Here is a 25,637-nt window from a genome sequence, read left to right as displayed (position 1 = left end):
TGGAAGAAGGCTCTCAATATGCATACAATCGAAATAACAGCTATTCAAGAAAATGAAATAGAAGCTTTATCAACAATATGTAGAACGACTTTTAAAGATACATTTGTAGACGACATGCCACAAGAAGATATGAATCAATATTTTGAAGAAGCATACAATCATGAAACACTTTTAAGTGAATTGCAAAATAAAGAATCATGGTACTTCTTTGCCAAAATCAATCAAGAAATCGCAGGATACATGAAACTCAACATTGGATCAGCACAAACAGAACCAATGGGAGATGACTATCTAGAAGTACAACGTTTATACATGTATAAACAATTTCAGTCAAAAGGAATCGGCAGTGAACTCATGAAAAAAGCCTTTGAAATTGCTAAAGAACAACAAAAATCAAAACTGTGGCTAGGCGTATGGGAACATAATCACCAAGCACTCAAATTCTATACTAAGCATGGCTATAAAATAGTAGGATCTCATCAATTCGTAGCCGGTAATGACATATCAACCGACTATATCGTTGAGACAGAAATATAGAGATAAATATAATATAAGGGGGCAGAATATGCTTATATTTTTATTTATTTTAGCTTGCGGACTTTATGGTTATTATTTGGTTAACCGTAAAAGAAAAAAATAGAAAATGATATATAAAAAAGAGACCTAATTTCAGGTCTCTTTTTATTATGAAAATCGCAATAGAGATAATAAATTCTACATAAAATCTGAAAAGTAATCTCTATATTTAAAGTTAACATATGCACCAATTACAAACGTTATTATCAGAAAAACAAAGTTATATATCACTAAATCCCAATTATTAATAAAGAACCATTCTTTATATAGAATCGCTGAACGGTATCCTTCAGCAAGAAAATAAATAGGGTTATATTTGATGATATTTATGACAATTTTATTATCTGGTAGATAAAGAATAGACGATACAAAAAATAGCATTCTCATTAAAGCTTGTATAATCATTTGAGTGTCTCTTATTATGACGTTTAAAGTCGAAGTAAATATAGCTATAGATATCGAAAGTAAAAGTGCATATGGAATAAATATTAATAATTGTATTAAATATATAGATGGTGTAAATCCAGCAATAAAGCATATTAAAGTTATAATACCCAATAGCACTAAATGACTATAAAATTTACTCACTACGATATAACTAGGTAATATTGAAATTGGAAAGTTCATTTTTGCTACTTGATAATATTTCATACTAATAGACCTAGTTCCATCTAGGATCCCCTGATTAATAAAAAACCACATACTTATTCCAACTATTAACCAATAAATAAAGGGAATACCTTCTATTTGCTGATTACTTCTAAATCCTAGCCCAAAAATGAACCAGTATATTGCAATTTGGATCATAGGGTTTATTAACTCCCATGCCGTACCTAAATAGTTATTCGTATTTGCAATTCTAATTTCAAAATTAGCTAACCTTTTAATTAAATAAATATTTTTAACCTGTTCTTTTAAAATGAATACAAAAGATGACATACACGTGCGCCTACTTTATTTAATATTTATTATTTTTACATAATTTAACCATAATCCCATTTATTTGTAAATATTGTTTTGAAGTAGGTGCTGTTTGATGTAAAATTAATTTAAACGTAGTGAGTCATAGGTAGAATAGGTGTATTTGGGAGTGATTGCATTGCAATTTTTAATCATCTTTTTATTTATCATAGGATATACTGCATTTAACACGTGGGTACAGGTATATGGATTAAAGAGGTATAATAGAAAAGTTTCCAAAAAGCTATTTAGAACGATATTAGTAACAAATATAGTAATGTCTATATTATTTATTATTATCTTTGGTTACGCTTATTAATCGAAGATATTTGAAATCATGTAGAATGAACTGGAAAAATAATGTCAATTTTCAGATGACATGTCATGTAATAGCTGGTATAATGTTACTCACAAAAGTAATAACTGTATTTAAACACCTAACTCCCTCACTATTGCCGTAGTGAGGGAGTTTTTAATGCAATGTTTCATTTACTGTTCGTTTGGACTTGATTTAGAGTTTTGGTTATCATTAATTTAGAAGATGATTGTGGTAATACACATACTAATTATTTTAAAATCAAGGGGTGTTTGAATATGCTTGAGAATAAAGAGAGTTTTAGATTACTTTATCAAGCTATAAGCGAACTATCAGTTAGAATTGGTGATAATCAATTAGAGACAAACTCTGTAAGTTTATTATTATTGGATTTTGATTTTGAACATGAGGTATTTGATAAACTTATGCTAGCTATTATGAAGTATTTGGGTAATGTAAGTTTAGATGATATAAATCATAGAGAACTTTTGGAATTGATAGATCAGACTATTCCAGAGGATAGACAATTAAATGAATTTGTGAAGAATAAAATTATTATAGGTTTTGCTAATAATTATTTTCCTGAATTACAGACTGTAGCAAGTCACATAAAGAATGAAATGGGAATGTCTATTGCTAAAAGTAAATAAATTTTTTGAACATTAATGACAATGTTACAGATGACATGAAATGCAATAGGTGGTATAATGTTACTAACAAAAGCAATTGTTGTGACTCAACACCAAACCCCCTCACTACTGCCATAGTGAGGGGGCTTTATTAATGGTGTCGGCTAAACGTCGCCTTTTATTTTTTCTTACGATTCTCTAACCAATGAGAAAAGTAAGCTATTGCACATCCACATATAATGGGTGCAATGATATTGACAAAAGCAGTTGTCATTCTCAACACCTCCTCTCTATGTAGAATTACGCCATAGAGGTAGGCGACGATATAATTATATCATTATATTAAAAAATTAAAAACTTTTATTATAAAATTGTATTTAATTTAAATTTTGTACCTAGATTCTTTAAAAACTGCATTTTGTTTTTGAATTTTTACTTAAATACCACTTTTGACAATACCGATTTTCATTATTTGTAGTTAAGGATATAATGCTTCTAACAATAGAAAAGGGTGAACTTATGATTATCTGGTTAAATGGGGCATTTGGTTCTGGAAAAACGACTGTGGCTTTTGAATTGAATAAGAGATTATCTAAATCTTTTGTTTATGATCCTGAAAATTTAGGTTTTTTTATACGTCATAATATACCTGAGAATTTACATAAAGATAATTTTCAAGACCATGATCAATGGAGATACTTTAACTATGATTTATTAAAGTATGTAGCGGAATCATATGACGGTATAATCATTGTACCTATGACAATCATTAATATTGAGTACTACCAAGAAATTATTGAACGCTTAAAAAAAGATGGGATTCGGTTAGATCATTATATACTGTATGCAAATAAGAAAACTTTAAATAGACGTTTAAATAAAAGATTGGAATTGGGAGAAACGTTTGCTCGTGTTCAAATGGACGACTGTATTGAGTTTTTTGATAATATTGTTACAGAATATAAAATATATACAGATCAATTAAATGTTGACCAAGTTGTTAATGAAGTCGCTCAAAAGAGTCAATTAAAGCTATTAAAAAATAGAAATTGGATAAAGAGAAAACTCGATAGAATTTTAACGACATTTAAGCATATTAGATGATTAAATGTTATATTTTAAGACGAAAACCCTTCACTAATGTGATAGTGAAGGGTTTTTTGATTTATCTAATAAAGCTTTGAATAGCATCTATTAAACTGTAGACGCCTAAAAATGATACGACGAGTACGACGAATATTCCGATGATGTTCAGGACGATGCCGTTTGCAAATTTACCCATCATATTCTTCTTATTTAAGATTACAAAGATTAATATTGCGATGAGTGGTAAAATGATGCCATTTAATGCTTGTGCGATTAGTAAGACTTCTAATGGTTCGAACCCGAGTGAAGAGGTAATGATACCAATGAAAATGACGATTGCGAACACGAGTCTATACTTTTTACTTTTTACGCCACCTTCCCAACGGAGACAACTACTGATTGTTGCTGCAGCACCCATTGGAGAAGCAATTGCTGAAGATAGACCTGCTGAAAATAATCCGACACTCATGAATATAGGTGCAAAGTCTCCCAATACCGGTTTAAGTGGTTCGGATAATTCTACTAAGCTTGTGACTTCTTTACCATGGATGAGTGTTCCTGCTGTAATCAGTATGGCAGCAGATATAAGTCCTCCTAATCCTATCGCAACAATTGTATCAATTCTTACAATTCTTAAGTCTTTAATGCCATTAAATCGTTCGTGAATGGAGCTAGCATGTATGAAGAAATTATAAGGTACAACTGTTGTACCAATAAGTGCGATGATTGTTAATAATGATCCGTTAGGTATACTCGGTATAAATGCACCTTTTAATACTGCGCCGAAATCTGGTTGAATGACAATAACTGTTGTAATAAAGATGACACCCATAATGAGCACGAGTACAGTCATAACTTTTTCTATTAAATCATAGCTACCGCTTAACCCAATTAACAAAATAACGATACCAATGACAGGGGCAATATAATTTTCTGGAATGCCAAGTAAATAGGAAGCACCTAACGACGTCCCTAATAAATCCCCAGATATGTATGCTGCACAACCAACTGCTACAGCAATCATACTGAACCAAACTGTGATGAGTTTAAGTAATTTGTGATTAAAAATATCCCGTATAGCTTCTCCTAAACCTTCATTTGTAACAAGAGCCAATCGAGCAACCATTTCTTGAAGCGCTATCGTTGCGATAATTGAGAAGACTACTGCCCAGAGTAAGCTGTATCCAAATCCAGCACCACCTTGAGTCATGGTTGTAACGGTACCAGGACCAACAAATGATGCAGTAATAATCATTCCAGGACCAAAAATACTAAACTTACTTCTTTCTCTCTTTTCAGTCATATCTTGTCATCCCTTCGTTTGTAAGGCATTAAACTTTGTTTAAAAACTTAATATGGCCGGCTAATACGTAAAGTACAGCAGTTGATACAAAGTGAGCAGAGTTTTGGTTCGCATCTTGCATTGGATAAACTTCAACAAAGTCCATACCAATAAGACCTAACTTTCCAAATTCGTAAATCATTGTTAAAAGTTCATAACTTGTTAAACCATTACCATCAACAGGTCCGCCTGGATTAAAAGCAAAATCGAGTACATCACTACAGATCGTTAAGTAAACAACATCAACATCTTTACTTGCCTGTGCATAAATATCACGCGCAAACTGACGTAAATCAGTTGTTTCTTTAATTTCATTAATCGTGATGGTAACCGCACCATTTTCTTTGGCGAATTGTCCCGTTTCAGGCTGGTTACGAGGTCCATGAATACCAGTATGAATTAAGCTTTCGTTTCGAATGCCTTCTGTTTCATATAACCTCATGAATGGTGTATTACGCGCAAATTGTTCATTTTCATAGTGAGGCATATTATCATAGTGCGCATCTAAATGAATAATGCCTACTTTTTTCCCGGTGTTCGTTAATCCTTTTAAAATCGGATATGTGATACCGTGATCGCCTCCTAAACCGACTAAAAATTTATTGGATTTCCATAAATCTTCAGCAAATACTTCGATGTTCTGAACCGTTTGATCAACATCATGTGGTACGGTTGAAACATCGCCTACATCCCCGATGGATAAATGCTTATGTACATCTATGTGATCTAATTCAGGTAAATATCCGCTATATCTAGCAGAAGATAATCTAATTTGTTTCGGTCCTAATTCACACCCTGTATAATCTCCCCAAGTGCAAGGTCCTTCGAAAGGGACGCCATATACGAGAACGTCTGTGGAATAATCTTTTTCTTTTGTTAAGTTTTTACCACCTAAAAAGCAAGGTGTATTGCCATAAATTCGTTCTGTCATTGTAAAAGTTCTCCTTTCAATTATTTATTCACATTATATAAAAGTAATCATTTGTTTTCAAATTTTTCTGAATATTAATTTTATAAAATGAACATATTAATTAAAATTAGTATGATTAATTTTGTAGCGTTGACAATTTTAATGGAACCGATTACAATCGTATCAGGTTAATATATTTTTTTGACCCTTTTTGGTACCGGTACCAAAAAGAATGGGATAAATAAGGAGTGAAATCAATGAATTATAAAAAGGAAGCTCAGAATATTACTGAAGCAATAGGTGGTAAAGGTAATATTGAAGCTATTGCGCATTGTGCCACACGATTAAGACTTGTATTAAAAGACGAGTCTCAAGTAAATGAAGACCAATTAAATGATATGGATATTGTTAAGGGGACTTTTTCAACGGGTGGGCAATATCAAATTATTATAGGTTCTGGAACGGTTAATAAAGTCTTTGCGGAAATGGAATCTTTAACTGGATTAGAGGCATCTACGACATCAGAAGTAAAAGAAAAGTCGACTAAGAAATTAAATCCGATTCAGCAATTTGTAAAAATGTTATCAGATATATTTGTTCCGATTATTCCTGCAATTGTAGCAGGTGGTTTATTAATGGGGCTTAACAATATTTTAACTGCTAAAGATTTATTTTATGATAAAGCGTCATTTATTGATGTTCATGATCAGTTTGCAAGTTTAGCCAATATGATTAATGTTTTCGCGAATGCACCATTTGTGTTTCTACCAGTTCTAATAGGGTTTAGTGCAGCGAAGCGGTTTGGAGGAAACGCATTTCTCGGTGCAGCACTTGGTATGATACTTGTACACCCTAGTTTAATGAATGGTTATGATTATCCTAAAGCTTTAGTAAAAGGCGACGAAATCCCAACCTGGGAAATATTTGGACTTTCTATCAAAATGGTTGGTTATCAAGGACAAGTGTTACCAATATTAGTCGCATCTTACATACTTGCTAAGTTAGAAATTGGATTTAGAAAAGTCATTCCTTCTACTTTAGATAATTTATTAACACCATTACTGTCATTATTCTTTACAGCATTTGTTACATTTTTAGTAGTTGGACCAGTTACACGAACTGCAGGGACATTCTTATCTGACGGTTTAACTTGGTTATATGAAACGGGTGGCGCAATCGGTGGATTATTATTTGGATTACTATATGCACCGATTGTTATTACTGGTATGCATCATAGCTTTATCGCTATAGAAACAACATTGATTGCAGATAAAGCAAATACAGGCGGATCATTTATATTCCCAATTGCAGCAATGTCTAACGTTGCACAAGGTGGAGCAACACTTGCAGCATTCTTTATTGTGAAGAATCTTAAAATGAAGGGTACAGCTTCAGCAGCAGGTATTTCTGCATTATTAGGTATTACAGAGCCAGCTATGTTTGGTATAAACTTAAAATTACGTTATCCATTTATCGGTGCAATAATAGGATCAGGTGCCGGTTCTTGTTATGTAGCTGCAACAAAAGTAAAAGCCATTGCACTCGGTACAGCAGGATTACCAGGATTTATCTCTATAGCTCCAGGTAGTTGGTTTAACTATATTATCGGTATGGCAATCACAATTGTTGTCGCATTTGTTGTCACAATTTTATTATCTAGAAGAAAAGTATATAGAGATGTGCAATCATAATATTTGTTACGACCTCTCATTATTTCGTACAATAGAAGTAGTTATTAAATGGAGGTATTGAACATGAAATTAAATGAAATTGATGAAAATGAATTATATCCTACAGAAAAAGTTGGTCCAAGTGTATTAGGAACAATCATTTATAAAGTAGGCGAACAAAGCCAATTTAAAGGGGCATATATTACAACAAACGAACGTGTCATTATGAGCGTTGATATGAACGGTGAACCTTATAAAAGAGTATTTAGTTATCAAGACATCAAAGCCGTTACAATAGAAGATAAAGGTGTATTATTTATTGAATTCCCACAAGGAAAAGTTGCAATGATTGATATTGAAGAAGGCGACAAAGAAGCATTCAAAGATTACGTTAACAATCTCGTTCAACAATAAATAACATCGTTAAAAACCTTTCAATGAAGACCATAACAGGTCTAAATTGAAAGGTTTTTTATATACAAATGATGAAATTGATTAACCGTTATTCATGCTAATTATATTGATTTCGTTAAATATTTTATCTAGCTTTTCAAAGTCTATATCACCATCTGCTAATTCAGACCAATGTATAATTGCCGCTAAATTAGATCCATAAATAAACGGAAGTAAAGATTGAGGTAGGTGGGTAGGAGTCGTAACTTTATCAATATTATTTTTGAAATCTTCACTAAATACTTCAATGAAGTGTTTAATAAGTTCATCCATAAATGCAGTATCACTATTATCTTTTTGCTTTTCAAATACGTCACTTAGCTCACTGATAAATGCCTTCTCCATCGATTGAAAAGGATGGTGCAGACGATCGTATAAATCTAATTCAAAGAAATCTTTCGTATATTCGCTTAATGCATATTGTAAAAGATCAAACTTATCCATAAAATGCTTGTAAAATGTTGTTCTATGTATAAGAGATGCATGACAAATTTCATTTACAGTAATATCTGAGAAATTCTTCTCTTTAAGTATTGAGACTAATGTTTCTGTGAGAGCTTTTTTAGTTTTAATCACACGTAAATCCGTTTGTTTAGTCAAAATAAATTCCACTCCTTTAATATACAGTGTATGCATAAAATTCATGAAATGCAAATAGGGAGGTCGTGAGGAATAGTTGTTACGAGTTTTGTAATTGAGCGTGCTGTTATTAGCAAGTTTGGTGAGAAATGCAAATACTGAGTGCGTTATTAGCAGTTTTGGCTAGAAGTGCAAATAAGGAGACCAGTAATTACAATTCTCAGTAGTTTTGTAACTAAGACGGTCCATAGTAACACTTCAGCTGAGTTTTGTAATTAAGGCCGTCCATATTAACATTTCAGCAGAGTTTTGTAATAAAGGAGGTCTATAGTAACATTTCAGCTGAGTTTTGTAATTAAGGCCGTCCATAGTAACATTTCAGCGAAGTTTTGTAATTAAGGAGGTCCATAGTAACATTTCAGTAGAGTTTTGTAATTAAGGCCGTCCATAGTAACAATTCTCAGTAGTTTTGTAATTAAGGCCGTCCATAGTAACATTTCAGCGGAGTTTTGTAATAAAGGCTGTCCATAGTAACAATTCTCAGTAGTTTTGTAACTAACAACTCCGTTACAAACAGGTTTGGCCAGAAGTGTTCACAACAGTTTCTATAACTTATACTTATATAATAAAAGAGACTAGGTCGTTATGACCTAGTCTCTGCTTTATTATTTCGTTAACATATCTTTAAAGTATTTAGATTGTTTTTCGATTGAAATTGGATCTGAATACATAAATTCATTTCTTGGATAGTAGTATACGTGATCGTCTTTAACTGCCGGTGTATTTTTCCAAATGCTACCTTTAGTTAATGAAGAGTTTGGTGCTTTTCCATTTTCAGTTGGGATTAATAAATAATCACCAGTGTATTTATTAAAGTTCTCGAATGAAGTTGATAACCAACCTTCTTTAGGAATGTCTTTTTGTGCTGCTTCTGGATGTTTAAATCCAAATCCTTGATAAATAACTTCAGAACCTCTACCAAAGTTCTTACCGATTAATGTAAGTTCTTTAGGTCCAACTTCCATTATAGAAACTGTGCTGTCTTTGCCGATTTTATCTTTGACTTCTTTCCCATCTTTAGCCATGATATCTTCTATTTCTTTAATTTGTTCTTTAGCTTTATCTTCTTTACCTAATAATTTCCCGATTTCGATGTGTACTTCTTTAAAAGTTCGTTTACTGTGGTCGAATGGTACAGTAGGTGCTATTTTTTCATATTTTTTTATTTGTGGGTTAGCATTATAAGTAATGATTAAATCAGGTTTAAGCTTTGTAACAGCTTCAACATCTTCAGAACCAACACGTTTCCCGTCTTTATCGTCAACATATTTTGATTTAGGGAAATCAGCATCTGTTCCGACTGGATCAACACCAAGTTTTTGGAAGTTACCTTGGTTAGTTGTTAATACGACTACACGTTTTGGATTGTTAGGAATTTCAACTGTTTTACCTTCATCTGTTTTATATTTGTGAGTTTTACTTTTAGATGAGTCATCATCTTTGTTGCCACATGCTGCTAATACAAGTAACAATGTAGCGAGGAATACAAGTAATTTTTTGGTCATTTTTCTCTCTCCTAATTGATAATTACTTTCAATTATAACATGTTATTTCTTTAAATAGTATCAATTTTTATATTTTAAATTTGTGTATTAATTGTAAATAACGCATAATATCTTTAACGATGGAGGTGATGTATCATGCATGAAATTAGAATAGAATGTCCCAAAATATTCGACTATGAAAAATGCTTAGATTATTTAAAAAGAGATGAGAATGAAGTGTTATTTGAAGTTGAAGATCATAAAATTTATCGTGCAATTAATTTAGATGGCGAGAGACTGTTGATATGTATTTATTATCATAGTCATTACTTAATTGTTGAGGTTTTAAATGATGTTTCTGTAAATCCAACACTTACCGAAAAAATAATTGCATATATAGAAGAATGGTTCGATTTCTCAGCAGATTTATCATCGTTTTACCAATATGGTAGGAAAAATGAAATATTAAAGCCATTAATCCGTAAATTATATGGTTTAAGATTGATTAGACTTCCAAATTTATTTGAAGCTATTTCCTGGGGCATAATTGGTCAACAAATTAATTTAACATTTGCATACCAACTTAAAAAGAGACTTGTTCAAACTTATGGCGAGAAAATCACGTATAATCATAAAGCGTATTATATCCATCCTACAGTTGAAGTGATTGCGAATGTTTCAGTACAAGAGTTGATGGATTTGAAATTCTCAAGAAGAAAAGCAGAATATTTAATAGATATTGCCAAAAGAATGCATTCTCAAATGTTATCTAAAGACATGTTGATGGATATTAAGGATACGAATGAAATTGAGCGTTCACTGATTAAAATTAGAGGGATTGGTCCATGGACTGCACATTATGTTATGATGCGTGCATTAGGTGTTCAGGATGCTTTTCCAATCGGAGATGTTGGTTTACAAAACGCATTGAAAGACATCTTGAATTTAGATAAGAAACCATCTAAAGAACAAATGTTAAGTTTAAATGAAGGTTGGCATGAGTGGAGTTCTTATGCAACATTTTATATATGGCGAGCACCATATATTCAAAATTAAAGAGTTGGATTGAAATCTCTACGATAAATAGGGTATTTCATCCAACTCTTATTTTTTAGTCTAAAGTTTGTTCTTCACCATTAAAGATAAGTTTTGGTTCAATTGTTGCTTTTAAAGAATGTGCAACCGTACAATATTTATCGACACTCAGTTTTATGGAACGCTTTAATTTTTTTAAATCCACTTCACCTTCAACATCGAATGTTAATGTGACATGTTTCACTGATCGAGATGTTGTATCTTCTCTTTCATCATCTACAGTGATTTCCAATTTCGTAACTTGAGCTAAACGTTCTTTCATTAAATTGGTAACATCAATTCCAGTACACCCAGCTAAACCACTTAACATAAGTTCAACAGGAGATGGTCCATTGTCATCTCCACCTGATTCTGTTGGTGCATCAGAAATGATGTCGTGGCCAAATTTGGATTGTGCTTTAAAAGTTTTCTTACCTTGCCAAGTAGACTTAATCATTAAGCTCTCCTCCTCTTTTTTTAAATTGTATCAACTTCAAATAATATAGACTAGTAAATCGTCTTTCCCATAATTATTCATTAAAATAAAAAAATTTGTTTTTATGTCTTTTTGTTCATATTCAGTTCATATTGCCTCGTTATGATATATATATACATTAAAGAGAGAGGAACGGATAGACATGAAACTAGCACTTAAAGAACTTACTTATTACAAATTTAAATATTTACTCGTAACATTAATTTTATTCTTATTAGCATTTTTAGTGTTATTTATATCAGCGTTAGCACAAGGATTGGCTAAAGAGAATGTATCGGGAATTGAACAATGGAATAAAAGTACGTACGTAATAGCCAGTGATGCTGACAATAACTTAAGTCAGTCTAATATTACGACGAAAACTGATGAAGCTGTTAATACAATAGCTAAAGGCGACACAGTCAAAACAGCAATGCAAAAAATTGATACTAAAAGTGGAAAAACGGATTTAATGTTTACACAAATGACAAATAACATTAAACCGAAACCAACAGAAGGACATTTACCTCAAAATAAAAACGAAGTGTTATTGAATGAGAAATTAAAATCAGAAGGCTTTAAAGTAGGGGACGAAATTAAATTATCAGAAGGCGATCAATCATTTGAAATCTCAGGATTTGCTGATAATATCATGTTCTCACATACATCTATGGCTTATGTAAATAAAAATGGCATGGATACATTGAAAGGTCATCATATTTCAGTCATTGCATATGACAACTTGAATGATCATCAAAAAAATGAAATCAACGATGTAGACAATGTTAAAGTCATTTCACAAGATGACATGTTAAATGCCATTCCAAGTTATAATGCTGAACAACAACCATTGAACTTGATGATTGTATTCTTATTCGTTATTTCAGCTATTGTTATCACGGCATTCTTCTATGTTATGACAATTCAAAAAACAAGCCAATTTGGTATTTTAAAAGCAATCGGTACAAAAAACAAATCACTTATCGCATCATTAATGTTGCAAATTCTGATGATCACATTAGTGGGCGTGGTCTTATCCATTGCCGTTATATTCATCATCAACAGTGTGATGCCAGTTTCAATGCCATTCTATATTGACGCAAACTTAATGATGTTAATGGTAGCCGTATTCATCGTTGTTTCATTAATCGGCGCCGTACTATCACTGATTAAAGTGACAAAAATCGAACCACTTGAAGCTATAGGAGGAGAATAATAATGGGATTAGTTGTTGAACATGTTACAAAATCATTCGGAGAAAAAGAAGCAAAAACACAAGTATTAAACGATATTACGTTTACAGCAGAAAAAGGACAGCTTGTTATTTTGAATGGCGCTTCTGGTTCAGGGAAATCTACATTACTTTCTATTATTGGTGGATTACTTGGCAAAAGCTCAGGAGAAATAACATTAGACGATTTAGATTATGTAGACTTATCAGATAAAAAATTAACAGATATGAGATTGAATCAAATAGGGTTTATCTTTCAATCATCACACTTAATACCATATTTAAATGTTACAGATCAACTTGTTTATGTTGGAGAAATGGCTGGCATGCGTAAGAAAGATGCTAAAGAAAGAGCTGAAAAATTATTAAAACAAATTGGTTTATCTCATAGACTCAAATCATATCCAAATGAATTGTCAGGCGGGGAAAAACAACGTGTTGCAATTATGAGAGCTTGGATGAATCATCCAAAAATGATTTTGGCAGATGAACCTACTGCAAGTTTAGATTCAAAACGTGCAATAGAAGTAGCAAAAATGATTAAAAATAGTGTGAAAGAAAATAATTCGATTGGTATTATGATTACACATGATGAAAGAATATTTGAATTTGCAGATAAAGTGATTAAATTAAGTGACGGAAGAATTGAGGAACAAGTATCATAATTAGGAAAAGCGGCTGGAGAATGTTAATCATCTCACAGCCGCTTTTTGTGTGCTTATTTTTTAATAAAACCTTTGAGATTTAATTTTTCTAGAATATCTGGTCTTGTTTTTTTGCTCATCATATTCTTAATTTGTTCTGACCAAGATTCTGAGCGTTTACCTTGTGTGCGCTTTTCATAATATTCTTGGATATCTTTGTCATATTGTTTAATTTGAGTAAGTTGTTGCTCTTTGTCGGCATTATATTGATTTTCGTGGAAGACATGTTCAAATGGTAAACGTTGCTTAGGAGAACCTTGATCGTCATCACTCGGTACACCGACAGCCATACCAAATAGTGGGAAGACATGCTCAGGTAAGTTTAATATCTCACTCACTCGACCAACATCGTTACGTAATGACCCTAAATAAACAATACCTAGTCCCATATCTTCAGCAGTTAAAGCAACATTCTGTGCAGCAAGTGCAACATCTATCGTACCAACGAGCAAGCCCTCAGCTGACTCAAAACTAGGTTGCATATTGCCTTGTGTTTCTTGGTTAATTAAACTATGACGGTAATAATCTATCACATACACAAATAAATAACCGTTATCGACAACATGTTGTTGCCCTGATACTTCTTTTAATGCTTGTTTAATTTCTGGGTCTGTAATACCAATAATAGAATAAGCTTGAACGTAACTTGAAGTTGAAGCCATTTGTCCTGCTTTTACTAATTTTTCTACAGTCTCTTTAGAAAGAGGTTCATCTTTAAACTGTCTAACAGATCGATGCTGTTGAGTTAAGTCAAATACGCTTTGATTCATTGTGTTCAGTGCTCCTTTATAATACTTATGATATATAAATGTTATCAAAAATATTAAAAATATTCATATAAGGTGCTTTAAAGAGTAGAAAAATAAGCGTTTAGGATATCATATGACATCCCAAACGCTTATTAAGTGAAGCTTATTTAATTTTATTTAACGCTTGTTCTAAATCTTTAATAATGTCTTCACTAGATTCTGTACCAACTGATAAGCGTACTAAGTCTTTCGTAACACCTGATGCAAGTTGTTCTTCGTCTGTTAATTGTTGGTGTGTCGTACTTGCTGGGTGTATGATAAGTGATTTAGAATCACCAACGTTTGCTAATAAAGAGAATAAGTTCAGTGCTTCAACAAATTCGGGAATAGATTCTGAATCACCTTTAACACCAAATGTTAAGATAGCACCTTGGCCATTAGGTAAGTATTTAGTTGCGAGTTCGTGATATTGATTAGATTTAAGTCCAGGATAATTAACCCAGCTTACTTTTTCGTGATTTTCTAGAAACTCTGCAACTTTTTGAGCATTTTCAGAATGACGTTCTGTTCTTAAATGTAAAGTTTCAAGTCCGATTAGGAATTGTTGTGCATTAAATGGTGATAGTGCTGGTCCAATGTCACGCAGCAATTGTACACGTGCTTTTGTAATGTATGCAGCTGCACCAACGTCATTGACATAAGATACACCATGATAACTTGGATCAGGTTCAACTAATCCAGGGAATTTGCCATTATCCCAGTTGAATTGACCACTATCAATAATCACACCACCAATTGATGTACCATGCCCACCAATAAATTTAGTCGCAGAATGAACAACGATGTCAGCGCCAAATTTAATTGGTTGTAGTAGGTGAGGTGTAGCAAATGTATTATCGACGATTAATGGAATACCATTATCGTGAGCGACTTTAGCAACAGCTTCAATATCTAATACATCGATACGTGGGTTACCAATTGTTTCAGCGAAAATAAGTTTCGTGTTTTCATTGATTGCTGCTTCAAAATTTGCTGGGTCATCTGGATCTACAAAGTGTACTTTAATGCCGAATTTCTTTAAAGTTACAGCAAATAAATTATATGTACCACCATATAGGTTAGTAGATGCGACTACTTCAGAGCCACTTTCTGCAATATTTAATATACTCAAAGTAATGGCTGCTTGACCGCTACCAACACTTAATGCTGCTAGTCCGCCTTCTAATAAAGCGATACGTTTCTCGAATACATCATTTGTTGGGTTCATAATTCGAGAATATATGTTTCCTTCTTCAGCTAAAGCGAATAAGTTCTTCGCATGTTCAGTAGATTTAAACGTATATGAAGTTGTTTGATGAATAGGTACAGCTGTAGAACCTGTTACAGGATCGGGTACTTGACCACCATGAATTGCTAATGTCTCTTTATTCCAATTTTCTTGTGTCATTCATAATTACCTCCTTAAGTTATATATGCCATTATAGTCAGACAATTTAAAAAATTCAATTAAATCCGAGTTAAAAGATAAGAAAAATTCATTAAGGCTGTTAAAATGCGTATTTGAATTAAAACCGACTTTACTTATAAGAATAGTTGTGATAAATTCAACATATTATTACGTTCGGGAGTGGATGACTTGCTTAAAGTTGAAGGATTGTATCATAAATTTGGTACACAAGAAATTTTGAAGAATATAAATTTTGAACAAGAAAAAGGTACCGTCACAACAATTATTGGACCAAGTGGATCGGGGAAGACGACACTACTAAGAAGTTTAAATATGCTTGAAACACCATATAAAGGATTAATCGAACTCGGGAATTGTAAGTTCAATGTAGAAAATTATCAAAAGCAGGATGTTACACGCTTAAGAAGTCAATCTGCAATGGTTTTTCAACACTATAATTTGTTTAAAAACCGTACAATTTTAGAAAATATTACAGAAGGTTTGATATACGGACAAGGTATGAAGAAGAAAGAAGCTAAAGAGAAAGCTATGAAATATCTTAAAAAAGTATCTTTAGATGATAAAGCTAATGTTTATCCTGTTCAACTGTCAGGTGGACAACAGCAACGAGTTGGTATTGTGAGAGCGCTCAGTATAGAGCCTGAAGTGTTGTTATTAGATGAACCAACTTCAGCACTTGATCCTGAATCTGTACAAGGTGTGTTAAATATCATTCAAGAAATTGCAAGCGAAGGTAGAACGATGGTTATCGTAACGCATGAAATCCAATTTGCGAAAGAAGTATCTGATCAAGTTGTGTTTATGGATAAAGGTGAAATTATTGAAAGTGGGACACCGGAAGCCGTTATTGATAATCCAGCGTCTGAGCGTACGAGAAGATTCTTAAGTCGTTTAACACCAGTCGGATTGTAGGAGGTAAAGAATGAAATATATTAAATTATTGATTTTGATGATGCTCATCATTTCTTTATCTGGTTGCGGCACAATCACGAAAGAAAATAACGGCAAAAAAGTTGTCAAAGTGGCTTTATCTGCAGAAGTCAATCCGCCTTATTTATATACAGATAGTGATAATAAACCAGTCGGATACGATATGGATTATATGAAAGAACTTGAAAAGAAATTACCACAATATGATTTCCAATATGAATTTGGAGAAGAAGAATCTAACGTTGTTGGTATTGGTGTTGGTAAATTTGATATGGGCATTAATTGGTTCTTCAAAACCCCTGAGCGAGAACAGAAATTCTTGTATCAGAATGAGCCTTATGTTTATTCTTTAACAACACTTATTGTACATAATGATACAAATGATATTGAAACTTTAGATGATTTACAACATAAAAGACTAACGCCTATGTCACCGAGTGGCGGCTTATATTCAATCTTAACAGGTTACAACAAGACTCATAAAAATCAAATCGACATTGATGAAATCCATAAAGTTTCAAATGGTGAAAATTTCAAAATGATTGAATCTAAAAGAAGAGATGCCATGTTCTTAAACTTAACAACTTACCAAGCAATTCAAAAAGAACTCAATGCTGACGTGAAAGTTGGTGGCGTTGTTTCAAAAGAATCTGTTCATATTTTATATAACAAGAAAAATACGCAATTACAAAAAGATATAGACAAAGCAACTAAAGAATTAAAAGAAGATGGTACGCTAGAGAACTTATCTAAAAAATGGTTTGGATTTAATATATTTGATGATAAAGAGTCATTAAATGATATTAAAGACCGCTTATAAGGAGGAGACATATGGGAACTACCACTTGGCCAGATTTGTTTGCGCAAATACTGGATAAACTACCAATTACATTGTTTATTACTGTTCTTTCTCTTTTATTTGCGATGATATTGGGGCTAGTATTAGCAGTTATTAGAATCAAAAAAGTACCTGCACTATCCCAAATCGTAAAATTATATGTATCCTTTGTCAGAAGTACGCCACTTATATTACAACTATTTTTAGTATATTTTGCGTTACCGATCATATTGCAGTGGGTTTACATTGATATTAATCATTTTAGTAGACTTTTCTTTGTTATTTTGACATTCACGCTACATACTGGTTCATATTTATCAGAAGTGATGAGAGCTGGATACAACTCTGTTGATAAAGGACAAATTGAAGCAGGGAAAACAGTCGGTCTTAATGATCATACAATTTTATTAAGAATTATTATTCCACAAGGATTTAGAAATAGTTTACCAAACATCGGTAATCAAGTTATAGAACTGATTAAAGACACATCATTAGCATTTACAATCGGTTTAATCGATATGATGGGACAAGTGAATTTAATTATCGGTAATAACTACGGACTAGGTATGTTTCCCGTATATGTCGCGATTTGTATCATTTACTGGGTCATCTGTATCATAGTCGAGTTTATCGTGATGCTTTTAGAAAAGAAATACAATATTCCATATCAAACTGAACAAATGAGGTGAGCAATTTGACGATAGATTTTCCTTTTATGTATGAACATGTTGGAGATATTTTAAAAGGTGTGCCGACAACGTTATTAATAGCAGTTGTCAGTATGGTATTTGGATTAGTGATTGGTACTGCTTTTGCATTAATAAGACAAGCTAAGTATCCAGTTATTAATCAACTCATTGTCATATTTGTTTCATTCTTCAGATCAACACCACTCATCGTTCAGTTGTTTGCTTTTTATTATGGAACACCTGTAGTAATAGAGTGGTTAAACAAAATGTGGCACTGGAACATTGAACCTGATGGTATCAATCCTTTAGCAATCGTATTATTTGTATTTACATTACATTCAGCTGCGTATTTGACAGAAGTGATGCGTGGTGGTTTACGAAGTGTTGATGATAAACAAATAGAAGCGGCACTAACAGTTGGACTTAGAAAGCGACATATACTCATGAGAATTGTGATACCTCAAGCTTTAGGTTATGCAATTCCAAACTTAGGTAATCAATTTATTGCTTTAATTAAAGGGACAGCAATCGCGTTTGTCGTGCAAGTAACAGAAATACTCGCAATCAGCCAAATTATTGCTAACGATGGTTATCGTTTTGTTGAAGTATATATTATAGCAAGTGCAATATATTGGATCATGGCTATCATTTTCGAATGGATTTTTGGCAAGATGGAAAACAGAGTTGGAAAATATTTATATCAAACATAAAGCGCAAGGTCATAGATTATTATTTCCTAGGAAATTTAATCTATGACCTTATTTTTTATAACTTTACATCGTATAAGTGTATACTAATAGATAAATAAATATCGGGGGTGCATCATGATTGAAATCCGACCAGTTGAAATGACAGACGCAAGTGAATTGTTAGATATAGATGTACGTAATAGAGCATTATTTGAATCATATTCAGCAGCAGATCGCAAAGATTCAGACTATCAACTCTATAATTATAGAAAAATTATAGACAAACATTTACAAGATATGACAGAAGATAAAGGCTATCACTATGTCATTGTACATAAAGAAGATAATAAAGTAATCGGAACGATAGATTTATTTGCAATCGTCAGACACAATATTCAAAGCTGTATGATGGGATATGCATTAGACGCTGCATACAACGGAAAAGGTATTACAACATTGGCAGCAAAAGAAGTCATTCGTATCGCATTTAATGAGTTAGGATTTCATAGAGTTGAAGCAGGCGTACAACCAACAAATATCGGTTCAGTTAGAGTATTAGAAAAAGCAGGCATGATACGCGAAGGACTAAACAGATCTAACGTAAGAATAAATGGCGAATGGAAAGATCATTACCTATATGCCATCGTAAATGAAAACTATTAAAGATAGGTGAGTAGCATGATGGTAGTAGGGTTGGGCGTTTATATATGTTTGTTATTATTGGCTAATTACTTAATTAAAAATGAAAAATTCTATATTATTCATACGATGTTTACAATAATCTTTATCTGTTTTAGCCAAATTCCTTTAATTTATTATGCAAAACTTGATGGGGACTTAAATGCCATTGTATTGGTATTTGGATTGATGTTTACAATACTGATGAGTGTATCCATGTTTCTTCAAGTGATTTGTGATTTAATATCTTATACGAATTTGTTTAGAGCAGAAACTATAGATAAAATGTTCAAAATAGTGTCTGATCCATTAGAAGTAGTAGGTAATATACTGAAATCAGTTTGGCTATTACTATTTGGTATACATTTAATTCAAAATAATGAATATGGGATAGGCTTATTATTTCTAATATGGGGATTATTGATTGTCTATTATATTGGCATACTTATATATTATGTAACAAGATACAAAAAAGGTATTAGTCCAAATGTGTTTTTTATAAATATTGAAACACTATTGATATTTTTAATTCTATATATAGGTACTTTTATTATATGAAGTGACTTTCTGGACCGATAAAAAAATTTACGGTCCAGAAATAAGAAATGTGGACCGATAAATAAAATTACCGGTCCAGAAATAAGAAATGTGGACCGATAAATAAAATTACCGGTCCAGAAACGAGATTACCAGGCCGATAAAAATAAATATCGACCCGAAAACGAGATTTGCATGCCGATAAAATAAATTATCGACCCGAAAACGAGATTTGCATGCCGATAAAAATAAATATCGACCCGAAAACGAGATTTGCAGGCCGATAAAAATAAATATCGACCCGAAAACGAGATTTGCAGGCCGATAAAATAAATTATCGGCCTGGTAATTTCCTAATACCACATTAAATGAAACAAGCGGAACCATAATCAATGATGGTTCCGCTTGTTCTGCTCTATTGTCCTGCTTCGCTTGTCCTATTTACCTTGAATCAGGCTGGTCTATTTTTCTGTGGTGATCTATATATAATCCTAGTGGTGTTAGTATGAACGAAAGTATGATATATGCCCAATTCGATGTATATATTTTAGGTCCTAATTGTAAATAGACGCCTGGTAAATAAAAGGCTAGTATCGTCACAACTAATGTCCCGAATATCAATATATTAGTAATCATGGTTGTCCAATTGGATTCGCTATATATTCGTATTTGAACGACTTTAAATATCATCCATATAAATATAAAAATCATCGTAAATCCTGTTACAAAGGTGATGAGGAAAGTATAGAGGTAAGTGAATTCAACTTGTGTGAAGAATCCTGTGAATCCTCTTATGAATGAGAAGACACCTAACAATATAAGGATGTGTAATCCGATGAATTTAAATATATTCTGGAATGTTCTATTAGGCATATTTCTAATCATCGTGTCGGCATGTTTTTTTGGATCATGTTCAAAAAATTCCATGGCATGCATGCCATCTTTTTCGGCACTTAATAAATGATTAAGTATATTGAGCAACATTTTCTCTGAGTCATATTCATTGATGCTCAAATTTGCGCGTACATATGTTATATAATTTTCGTAAACTTCTCTATCGTGACTATTGAGTCTTAATCGTTTTACGTTGTTTTCTATTATAAGGTCGCGTGTTGATTTTTTCATCAGCGTTTTCCTTTCTGTTATCAATAATTTTATTCTAACAAGTATTTTCTAATAAAACATTACAAATTTGAGGTTTATACTTTTTACAGATGATTAATTTTTCGATATTATTAAATGTAACAGGTGGTGTAGTCTTGGAGATTATGACATTATTTATTATCTTTTTAGTAGGGATTTTTGCAGGAACGATTAATATTGTATCGGCTGGTGGCTCGTTAATTGTCTTGCCGTTACTTATATTTTTTGGATTACCAACTACTGTTGCGAATGCATCGAACAGGGTTGCGATTTTAGTTCAAAATTTATTAGGCTTATATGTGTTTTACATAAAAGGTATGAAAAATGTTAAGTTGAGTTTGATGTTAAGTGTGCCTGCTTTAATTGGCTCTTTTATCGGCGTTCATTACGCTATAAATCTCCCGGATGCTGTCTTTAACCGCATGTTAGGTATTATTATGCTTCTCGTTTTAATCGTTATGATTATTCCTACCAGATGGAAAGATACACAAAAACAATCTGAAAAATTATCTGCCTTTAGAATTTTCCTTCTTATTATTGTTTTTCTAGCACTTGGTATTTATGGTGGCATTGTTCAAGCTGCTGTAGGATTTTTATTTATTATCGCTTTAAATTTAATTATGCCAAGACTGACTTATGCAGAAGTTCAATGTATGAAGACGTTAGTTATAACGATTTACTTATCATTATCTACTTTTGTTTTTATTTTTCAAGGTTATGTTAATTGGCCATTTGCCATAAGCTTAGCACTTGGTTCAGGTCTAGGTGGCTTTATTGGTGGTCGTTTAACGGTTTCTTTACCTGAAAAGAAACTGAAAATTGTGATGTTTATTATCATATTTATTTTAGCAATTAAGTTACTAATCGAGAATAATTAGGTAGGTTAAAAATGGTTGTCATAAAAAATATAGAAGATGACGCAATGATTTATAACATTAGTGAAATGGCTGCTTCATCATTTAAAGAGGAAAATCAAAGTTTGAAACTTGCTACATCATTGGAATATGAGGCGATAAAGCGGTCTCTTGAATATGAGAAGAGTGTTTTGAAAGGTGCTTTAATTCAAGATGAATGTATCGGTTTTATATGGGCGAAATATAATGTTCATGATCGAGAGGTTAAGATATACAACCTTCTCGTAGATAAAAGTCAAAGAAATAACGGTATAGCAACCGCTTTGAAACGAGAAATAGAAAAGTGGGCAAAAGATATGGGTGCGTATACCATCGTTTCAACAGTCCATGCTCACAATAAAACAATGATTCATTTAAATGAATCAATGGACTACGAAGTTGAAAAAGTTATTATGCGTAAAAAGCTATTTTAAACAGAAGAGAGGAATTTTATGGCCATATTTGAAGGTTTTTTATGGTTCATCATGGGTATTATTCTAAGTTCAATCATACATCATTATATTTCTAAAATACCTTTAAGTTTTGTTCAAATTATAATTGGTTTTGTTATATTCTTATCTCCAATTCCAGTTGAATTAAATTTTGAGTCAGAAGTATTTATGGTAGGTATTATTGCACCGTTGCTATTTTTAGAAGGTATTTCGGTATCGCGTGTTCATTTAGCGAGGTATTTGAAACCCGTTATGTCAATGGCATTAGTGCTTGTATTCTCAACAGTTATTGGTCTTGGCTTCTTATTACATATTATCTGGCCAGAATTACCATTAGCTGCATGTTTCGCGATTGGTGCTATTGTTTCACCTACAGATGCGGTAGCAGTTCAAGCTATTGCGAAAGGTAAATTATTGCCTAAAGGATCTATGACCATATTAGAAGGTGAATCTTTACTAAATGATGCTGCAGGTATCTTATCATTTAAGATTGCATTAGCCGCATTAGTAGGTGGTTCATTCTCCTTAACCGGTGCAGTTGGACAGTTCTTTATAACTGCAATCGGTGGCGCAATTGTTGGGCTAATCATTGGTTATGGTGTTGTACAGTTACGTGTTTATTTAACACGAAATGGTATTAATAACGGTAATATGCTTACGTTCATCCAGGTTATTACACCATTTTTAGTTTATATTATTGCTGAAACATTCCATTCATCAGGTATTATTGCTGCAGTTATTGCAGGTTTAATTCACGGTGTCGAAAAAGATAGAATTGCTCAAGCAACAACGAAAGAGCAAGTAACATATAATCATACTTGGGATTTACTGAGTTATTTATTAAACGGTTTTGTATTTATTTTATTAGGTTTCTTAATACCTGAAGTCATGATTAATATATTAGAAGAACCACAACATGAAATTATGCATGTGATAGGTATTACATTATTTGTAGCTGCATTAGTGTATCTATTTAGATATATTTGGGTGCTTATTTCATATCCATATTTCTATTTACCAGAAAGTCGATTTTCTAAAATGTTAAATACGGGTAAAGATATTGCCCCAGAATCTCAAGTAGATAAACCAAATCGCTTTAAATATGCGTTTATTATGACGGTTTGTGGTGTTCACGGTACCATTTCATTAGCAATTGCATTGATGTTGCCATTTAAATTGTCAGAACACACTGATTTTATTTATCGTGATCATCTATTGTTTATCGCAACAGGTGTTATTTTAATCAGTCTTGTACTCGCACAATTAATATTACCGCTCGTTACACCAAAAGCTAAACCGAAAGATCAAAGTTTACTAACATTTAACGAAGCGAAAATTTTATTAATTGAAAGTGCATTAGAAAATCTACAAGAATTTTACAGTAAAGAAACAAGCTATATTTACGGTAAAATCACACGCAGTTATCATATGCAATTATCATTCTTAAGAGAAAATGAAGAAAAAGATGAAGATATTAAAGAGTTAGAACGTATGCAACGCATTGCGATTGATACAGAATTCAATACGTTGGATAAACTCATTAAAGAAAATAAAATATCTCAAAGTACATTTGATAACTACAGACAAATTACAGAACGTTCATCTACATTTAAAAATGCTTCTTTATATACAAAAGCGAAATTAATGTTGAAATTGTTTATTAGACGTAGAAAAATTAAAACATTCATCAGTGCTACAAGTTCACTTTCAATTGAAAGTAACATTAAAGAGATGAGATTTATAAGTAAAGAAGTGCATTTCAATGTTGTTAAAAGATTAACTGAAGAAATGAATGACAATAACGAATTTGAAATTAGCATCGTATGTGATTCTTACTTGAACAAAGTTGAAAGATTAACGCCTGATTACTTCAAAGGCAATCACACTGCTGTATATACAGAAATGGAAATTTACGCATTAAGAATTCAAAGAGAAATGATTAATCAGTTAACAGAAGAAGGTAAAGTCAGTCGTTCAATGGCAATCAAACTAAGAGAATCTGTTAATTATGATGAAATGATCGTTCTCGGTAACAGCATATAGTTTGTTTTCAATAGATAGCTTACATGTTGTGTGGTAAAATGTTTAAGACTATATATAGGAGGCGACACCTATGAAGAAGGCACTTTTACTTATGGTGAGCTCATCAATTATTCTAGCAGCGTGTGGTAATGATGATGAACAGAAAAATCTAGAACAAGAAATTAAATCTTTAGAGAAATCGACTAAAGATTATCAAAAAGATAAAAAGTCTTTAGAAAAAGAAAATGAAAAGTTAAAAGAAAGTATTAAAGATAAAGAAGAACAATTAAAAAAGCTTGAAGATGAAGTGAAAAGCAACCAAACAGATACAGAAGAATCTAAAAGAAGCAAAGATGATTCTAAAGATAAAAAAGAAACTTCAAGTACTGAAAGTAAAGAGGACTCAGCAAAAAAGCCATTTCCTAATACAATTCGAACATCAACAAATGGAGATGTTGAACTCATTCATGATCTTAGAGATAAACATTTTCAATTTGAAGACAGTGGCATGAAAGTCAATATTGATCATTTGCAAATTTTCCAAGTGCATAACATGCCTGAAGGACAGGTCTTACTTTTTAATGGTGCGAAAAATGGTTATGTCGTGATGTATGAAGTATTAACTGAAAATACTTCTAATCATAAGTTATACTATGATAATACGGCGTCTATTCAAGATGGCAGTCATAAACAACGATCTGATTATGCATCATTTATACCAGACTCTCACAATGAAAAGTACATGAAAAAGTCTAAAGAAAATACAGATGAATATCAGCCAGGAGAAAAGACAAAAAGTTTAAAATCTATTCCAATTTCTCAAAAAGCCTATGAAGCGCTTAAAAATAACCGTGCTACTTTCAATATACACGGTGGCGTAAGTAAAACTGCTACATTTGATGATGCAACTGATAAAGTAAAATCATTTAAATTAGATTTATAGGTCGCGTTTAGATTGAATTGTATTAGGGAATAAACAACAAAGGATTATTTGAAAAGA

General features: G+C 32.2%; 28 protein-coding genes. 18 read left to right on the top strand and 10 right to left on the bottom strand.

Annotated elements, in window-relative coordinates:
- Positions 1-18: 18 nt before the first annotated feature.
- On the top strand, positions 19-537 hold the full coding sequence (locus CD035_RS05340) for a GNAT family N-acetyltransferase (protein WP_048541823.1): 519 nt from the start codon (positions 19-21) through the stop codon (positions 535-537).
- Between the two features lie 177 nt (positions 538-714).
- On the opposite strand, the gene CD035_RS05335 is transcribed toward CD035_RS05340, so the two are convergent.
- A complete protein-coding gene (locus CD035_RS05335; protein WP_048541824.1) occupies positions 715-1,515 on the bottom strand; it encodes an ABC transporter permease in 801 nt (266 codons plus the stop codon).
- A gap of 615 nt (positions 1,516-2,130) precedes the next feature.
- Here CD035_RS05335 and CD035_RS05330 point away from each other — a divergent pair.
- The gene (locus CD035_RS05330; RefSeq protein WP_048541827.1) at positions 2,131-2,502 is read left to right on the top strand and encodes a hypothetical protein; all 372 of its coding nucleotides are present in this window, start codon (positions 2,131-2,133) and stop codon (positions 2,500-2,502) included.
- 157 nt (positions 2,503-2,659) lie between these two features.
- Here CD035_RS05330 and CD035_RS13820 read toward each other — a convergent pair whose 3' ends face one another.
- Positions 2,660-2,755: a type I toxin-antitoxin system Fst family toxin gene (locus tag CD035_RS13820; RefSeq protein ID WP_107603061.1), complete on the bottom strand. Its 96-nt coding sequence runs from the start codon at positions 2,753-2,755 to the stop codon at positions 2,660-2,662.
- A gap of 245 nt (positions 2,756-3,000) precedes the next feature.
- On the opposite strand from CD035_RS13820, the gene CD035_RS05325 reads away from it, so the two are divergent.
- The gene (locus CD035_RS05325; RefSeq protein ID WP_048541829.1) at positions 3,001-3,585 is read left to right on the top strand and encodes an AAA family ATPase; all 585 of its coding nucleotides are present in this window, start codon (positions 3,001-3,003) and stop codon (positions 3,583-3,585) included.
- Between the two features lie 61 nt (positions 3,586-3,646).
- Here CD035_RS05325 and CD035_RS05320 read toward each other — a convergent pair whose 3' ends face one another.
- Together CD035_RS05320 and CD035_RS05315 are read right to left on the bottom strand one after the other, a co-directional pair.
- On the bottom strand, positions 3,647-4,870 hold the full coding sequence (locus CD035_RS05320; protein ID WP_048541831.1) for an Nramp family divalent metal transporter: 1,224 nt from the start codon (positions 4,868-4,870) through the stop codon (positions 3,647-3,649).
- Positions 4,871-4,898: 28 nt separating this feature from the next.
- A complete protein-coding gene (locus tag CD035_RS05315; protein WP_048541833.1) occupies positions 4,899-5,840 on the bottom strand; it encodes an agmatinase family protein in 942 nt (313 codons plus the stop codon).
- A gap of 236 nt (positions 5,841-6,076) precedes the next feature.
- Here CD035_RS05315 and CD035_RS05310 point away from each other — a divergent pair, with 236 nt between their 5' ends.
- Positions 6,077-7,510, top strand: a complete 1,434-nt coding sequence (locus tag CD035_RS05310; protein ID WP_048541835.1) for a sucrose-specific PTS transporter subunit IIBC — start codon at positions 6,077-6,079, stop codon at positions 7,508-7,510.
- Between the two features lie 63 nt (positions 7,511-7,573).
- Positions 7,574-7,903, top strand: coding sequence for a hypothetical protein (locus tag CD035_RS05305; protein WP_048541837.1), 330 nt, complete (start codon positions 7,574-7,576; stop codon positions 7,901-7,903).
- Positions 7,904-7,984: 81 nt separating this feature from the next.
- Here the strand turns inward: CD035_RS05305 and CD035_RS05300 are convergent, their stop codons facing one another.
- Entirely contained in the window at positions 7,985-8,542 is a 558-nt protein-coding gene (locus CD035_RS05300; RefSeq protein ID WP_048541839.1) for a TetR/AcrR family transcriptional regulator, read from the bottom strand.
- Positions 8,543-9,186: 644 nt separating this feature from the next.
- Complete coding sequence (locus CD035_RS05295; protein WP_048541841.1) at positions 9,187-10,086, bottom strand: ABC transporter substrate-binding protein; 900 nt, start codon at positions 10,084-10,086, stop codon at positions 9,187-9,189.
- Positions 10,087-10,221: 135 nt separating this feature from the next.
- Between CD035_RS05295 and CD035_RS05290 the strand changes: the two genes are divergently transcribed.
- On the top strand, positions 10,222-11,121 hold the full coding sequence (locus CD035_RS05290) for a DNA-3-methyladenine glycosylase family protein (protein WP_048541843.1): 900 nt from the start codon (positions 10,222-10,224) through the stop codon (positions 11,119-11,121).
- A 55-nt stretch (positions 11,122-11,176) separates the two neighbouring features.
- Here the strand turns inward: CD035_RS05290 and CD035_RS05285 are convergent, their stop codons facing one another.
- Positions 11,177-11,596: an OsmC family protein gene (locus CD035_RS05285; RefSeq protein WP_048541845.1), complete on the bottom strand. Its 420-nt coding sequence runs from the start codon at positions 11,594-11,596 to the stop codon at positions 11,177-11,179.
- A gap of 181 nt (positions 11,597-11,777) precedes the next feature.
- Here CD035_RS05285 and CD035_RS05280 point away from each other — a divergent pair, with 181 nt between their 5' ends.
- Positions 11,778-12,830, top strand: coding sequence for an ABC transporter permease (locus CD035_RS05280; protein ID WP_048541847.1), 1,053 nt, complete (start codon positions 11,778-11,780; stop codon positions 12,828-12,830).
- 2 nt (positions 12,831-12,832) lie between these two features.
- Complete coding sequence (locus CD035_RS05275) at positions 12,833-13,510, top strand: ABC transporter ATP-binding protein (protein ID WP_048541848.1); 678 nt, start codon at positions 12,833-12,835, stop codon at positions 13,508-13,510.
- A 53-nt stretch (positions 13,511-13,563) separates the two neighbouring features.
- Here the strand turns inward: CD035_RS05275 and nfsA are convergent, their stop codons facing one another.
- Entirely contained in the window at positions 13,564-14,319 is a 756-nt protein-coding gene (gene nfsA, locus CD035_RS05270; protein WP_048541850.1) for an oxygen-insensitive NADPH nitroreductase, read from the bottom strand.
- Positions 14,320-14,461: 142 nt separating this feature from the next.
- Positions 14,462-15,745 (bottom strand): homocysteine synthase, encoded by a 1,284-nt coding sequence (locus CD035_RS05265; RefSeq protein WP_048541852.1) that lies wholly within the window; start codon positions 15,743-15,745, stop codon positions 14,462-14,464.
- Positions 15,746-15,934: 189 nt separating this feature from the next.
- On the opposite strand from CD035_RS05265, the gene CD035_RS05260 reads away from it, so the two are divergent.
- The 6 genes from CD035_RS05260 to CD035_RS05235 all read left to right on the top strand — a co-directional run bounded on the left by CD035_RS05260 (position 15,935) and on the right by CD035_RS05235 (position 20,148).
- Positions 15,935-16,678 (top strand): amino acid ABC transporter ATP-binding protein, encoded by a 744-nt coding sequence (locus tag CD035_RS05260; protein ID WP_048541854.1) that lies wholly within the window; start codon positions 15,935-15,937, stop codon positions 16,676-16,678.
- Between the two features lie 10 nt (positions 16,679-16,688).
- Positions 16,689-17,516 (top strand): transporter substrate-binding domain-containing protein, encoded by an 828-nt coding sequence (locus tag CD035_RS05255; RefSeq protein WP_048541856.1) that lies wholly within the window; start codon positions 16,689-16,691, stop codon positions 17,514-17,516.
- Positions 17,517-17,527: 11 nt separating this feature from the next.
- Positions 17,528-18,223, top strand: a complete 696-nt coding sequence (locus CD035_RS05250; protein ID WP_048541859.1) for an amino acid ABC transporter permease — start codon at positions 17,528-17,530, stop codon at positions 18,221-18,223.
- Positions 18,224-18,228: 5 nt separating this feature from the next.
- Positions 18,229-18,933 (top strand): amino acid ABC transporter permease, encoded by a 705-nt coding sequence (locus CD035_RS05245; RefSeq protein WP_229412521.1) that lies wholly within the window; start codon positions 18,229-18,231, stop codon positions 18,931-18,933.
- A gap of 114 nt (positions 18,934-19,047) precedes the next feature.
- Positions 19,048-19,575, top strand: coding sequence for a GNAT family N-acetyltransferase (locus CD035_RS05240; RefSeq protein WP_048541861.1), 528 nt, complete (start codon positions 19,048-19,050; stop codon positions 19,573-19,575).
- Between the two features lie 18 nt (positions 19,576-19,593).
- Positions 19,594-20,148 carry a hypothetical protein gene (locus CD035_RS05235; RefSeq protein WP_048541863.1) on the top strand — a complete coding sequence of 185 codons (555 nt, stop codon included), beginning with the start codon at positions 19,594-19,596 and terminating at the stop codon, positions 20,146-20,148.
- A 420-nt stretch (positions 20,149-20,568) separates the two neighbouring features.
- On the opposite strand, the gene CD035_RS05230 is transcribed toward CD035_RS05235, so the two are convergent.
- A complete protein-coding gene (locus CD035_RS05230) occupies positions 20,569-21,252 on the bottom strand; it encodes a DUF1129 family protein (protein WP_025904720.1) in 684 nt (227 codons plus the stop codon).
- Positions 21,253-21,395: 143 nt separating this feature from the next.
- On the opposite strand from CD035_RS05230, the gene CD035_RS05225 reads away from it, so the two are divergent.
- From CD035_RS05225 to CD035_RS05210, 4 genes are all read left to right on the top strand, one after another.
- Positions 21,396-22,148 carry a sulfite exporter TauE/SafE family protein gene (locus tag CD035_RS05225; RefSeq protein ID WP_075578075.1) on the top strand — a complete coding sequence of 251 codons (753 nt, stop codon included), beginning with the start codon at positions 21,396-21,398 and terminating at the stop codon, positions 22,146-22,148.
- 11 nt (positions 22,149-22,159) lie between these two features.
- Positions 22,160-22,597 (top strand): GNAT family N-acetyltransferase, encoded by a 438-nt coding sequence (locus tag CD035_RS05220; protein WP_048541866.1) that lies wholly within the window; start codon positions 22,160-22,162, stop codon positions 22,595-22,597.
- An 18-nt stretch (positions 22,598-22,615) separates the two neighbouring features.
- Positions 22,616-24,658, top strand: coding sequence for a cation:proton antiporter (locus CD035_RS05215; protein WP_048541868.1), 2,043 nt, complete (start codon positions 22,616-22,618; stop codon positions 24,656-24,658).
- 70 nt (positions 24,659-24,728) lie between these two features.
- Entirely contained in the window at positions 24,729-25,580 is an 852-nt protein-coding gene (locus CD035_RS05210; protein ID WP_048541870.1) for an SA0632 family lipoprotein, read from the top strand.
- The last annotated feature ends 57 nt before the right edge of the window (positions 25,581-25,637 follow it).

The sequence above is a fragment of the Mammaliicoccus sciuri genome, from assembly GCF_002901825.1.
GTDB classification, from domain to species: domain Bacteria; phylum Bacillota; class Bacilli; order Staphylococcales; family Staphylococcaceae; genus Mammaliicoccus; species Mammaliicoccus sciuri.
Note: the sequence above shows the minus strand (reverse complement) of the source record. Positions and strands in the feature narration are given on the sequence as shown.

Bases quoted from the DNA above. Each gene is read 5' to 3' on its own strand.
- CD035_RS05340 (WP_048541823.1), top strand. From the start codon at position 19: ATGCATACAATCGAAATAACAGCTATTCAAGAAAATGAAATAGAAGCT.
- CD035_RS05335 (WP_048541824.1), bottom strand. From the start codon at position 1,515: ATGTCATCTTTTGTATTCATTTTAAAAGAACAGGTTAAAAATATTTAT.
- CD035_RS05330 (WP_048541827.1), top strand. From the start codon at position 2,131: ATGCTTGAGAATAAAGAGAGTTTTAGATTACTTTATCAAGCTATAAGC.
- CD035_RS13820 (WP_107603061.1), bottom strand. From the start codon at position 2,755: ATGACAACTGCTTTTGTCAATATCATTGCACCCATTATATGTGGATGT.
- CD035_RS05325 (WP_048541829.1), top strand. From the start codon at position 3,001: ATGATTATCTGGTTAAATGGGGCATTTGGTTCTGGAAAAACGACTGTG.
- CD035_RS05320 (WP_048541831.1), bottom strand. From the start codon at position 4,870: ATGACTGAAAAGAGAGAAAGAAGTAAGTTTAGTATTTTTGGTCCTGGA.
- CD035_RS05315 (WP_048541833.1), bottom strand. From the start codon at position 5,840: ATGACAGAACGAATTTATGGCAATACACCTTGCTTTTTAGGTGGTAAA.
- CD035_RS05310 (WP_048541835.1), top strand. From the start codon at position 6,077: ATGAATTATAAAAAGGAAGCTCAGAATATTACTGAAGCAATAGGTGGT.
- CD035_RS05305 (WP_048541837.1), top strand. From the start codon at position 7,574: ATGAAATTAAATGAAATTGATGAAAATGAATTATATCCTACAGAAAAA.
- CD035_RS05295 (WP_048541841.1), bottom strand. From the start codon at position 10,086: ATGACCAAAAAATTACTTGTATTCCTCGCTACATTGTTACTTGTATTA.
- CD035_RS05290 (WP_048541843.1), top strand. From the start codon at position 10,222: ATGCATGAAATTAGAATAGAATGTCCCAAAATATTCGACTATGAAAAA.
- CD035_RS05285 (WP_048541845.1), bottom strand. From the start codon at position 11,596: ATGATTAAGTCTACTTGGCAAGGTAAGAAAACTTTTAAAGCACAATCC.
- CD035_RS05280 (WP_048541847.1), top strand. From the start codon at position 11,778: ATGAAACTAGCACTTAAAGAACTTACTTATTACAAATTTAAATATTTA.
- CD035_RS05275 (WP_048541848.1), top strand. From the start codon at position 12,833: ATGGGATTAGTTGTTGAACATGTTACAAAATCATTCGGAGAAAAAGAA.
- nfsA (WP_048541850.1), bottom strand. From the start codon at position 14,319: ATGAATCAAAGCGTATTTGACTTAACTCAACAGCATCGATCTGTTAGA.
- CD035_RS05265 (WP_048541852.1), bottom strand. From the start codon at position 15,745: ATGACACAAGAAAATTGGAATAAAGAGACATTAGCAATTCATGGTGGT.
- CD035_RS05255 (WP_048541856.1), top strand. From the start codon at position 16,689: ATGAAATATATTAAATTATTGATTTTGATGATGCTCATCATTTCTTTA.
- CD035_RS05250 (WP_048541859.1), top strand. From the start codon at position 17,528: ATGGGAACTACCACTTGGCCAGATTTGTTTGCGCAAATACTGGATAAA.
- CD035_RS05240 (WP_048541861.1), top strand. From the start codon at position 19,048: ATGATTGAAATCCGACCAGTTGAAATGACAGACGCAAGTGAATTGTTA.
- CD035_RS05235 (WP_048541863.1), top strand. From the start codon at position 19,594: ATGGTAGTAGGGTTGGGCGTTTATATATGTTTGTTATTATTGGCTAAT.
- CD035_RS05230 (WP_025904720.1), bottom strand. From the start codon at position 21,252: ATGAAAAAATCAACACGCGACCTTATAATAGAAAACAACGTAAAACGA.
- CD035_RS05225 (WP_075578075.1), top strand. From the start codon at position 21,396: ATGACATTATTTATTATCTTTTTAGTAGGGATTTTTGCAGGAACGATT.
- CD035_RS05220 (WP_048541866.1), top strand. From the start codon at position 22,160: ATGGTTGTCATAAAAAATATAGAAGATGACGCAATGATTTATAACATT.
- CD035_RS05215 (WP_048541868.1), top strand. From the start codon at position 22,616: ATGGCCATATTTGAAGGTTTTTTATGGTTCATCATGGGTATTATTCTA.
- CD035_RS05210 (WP_048541870.1), top strand. From the start codon at position 24,729: ATGAAGAAGGCACTTTTACTTATGGTGAGCTCATCAATTATTCTAGCA.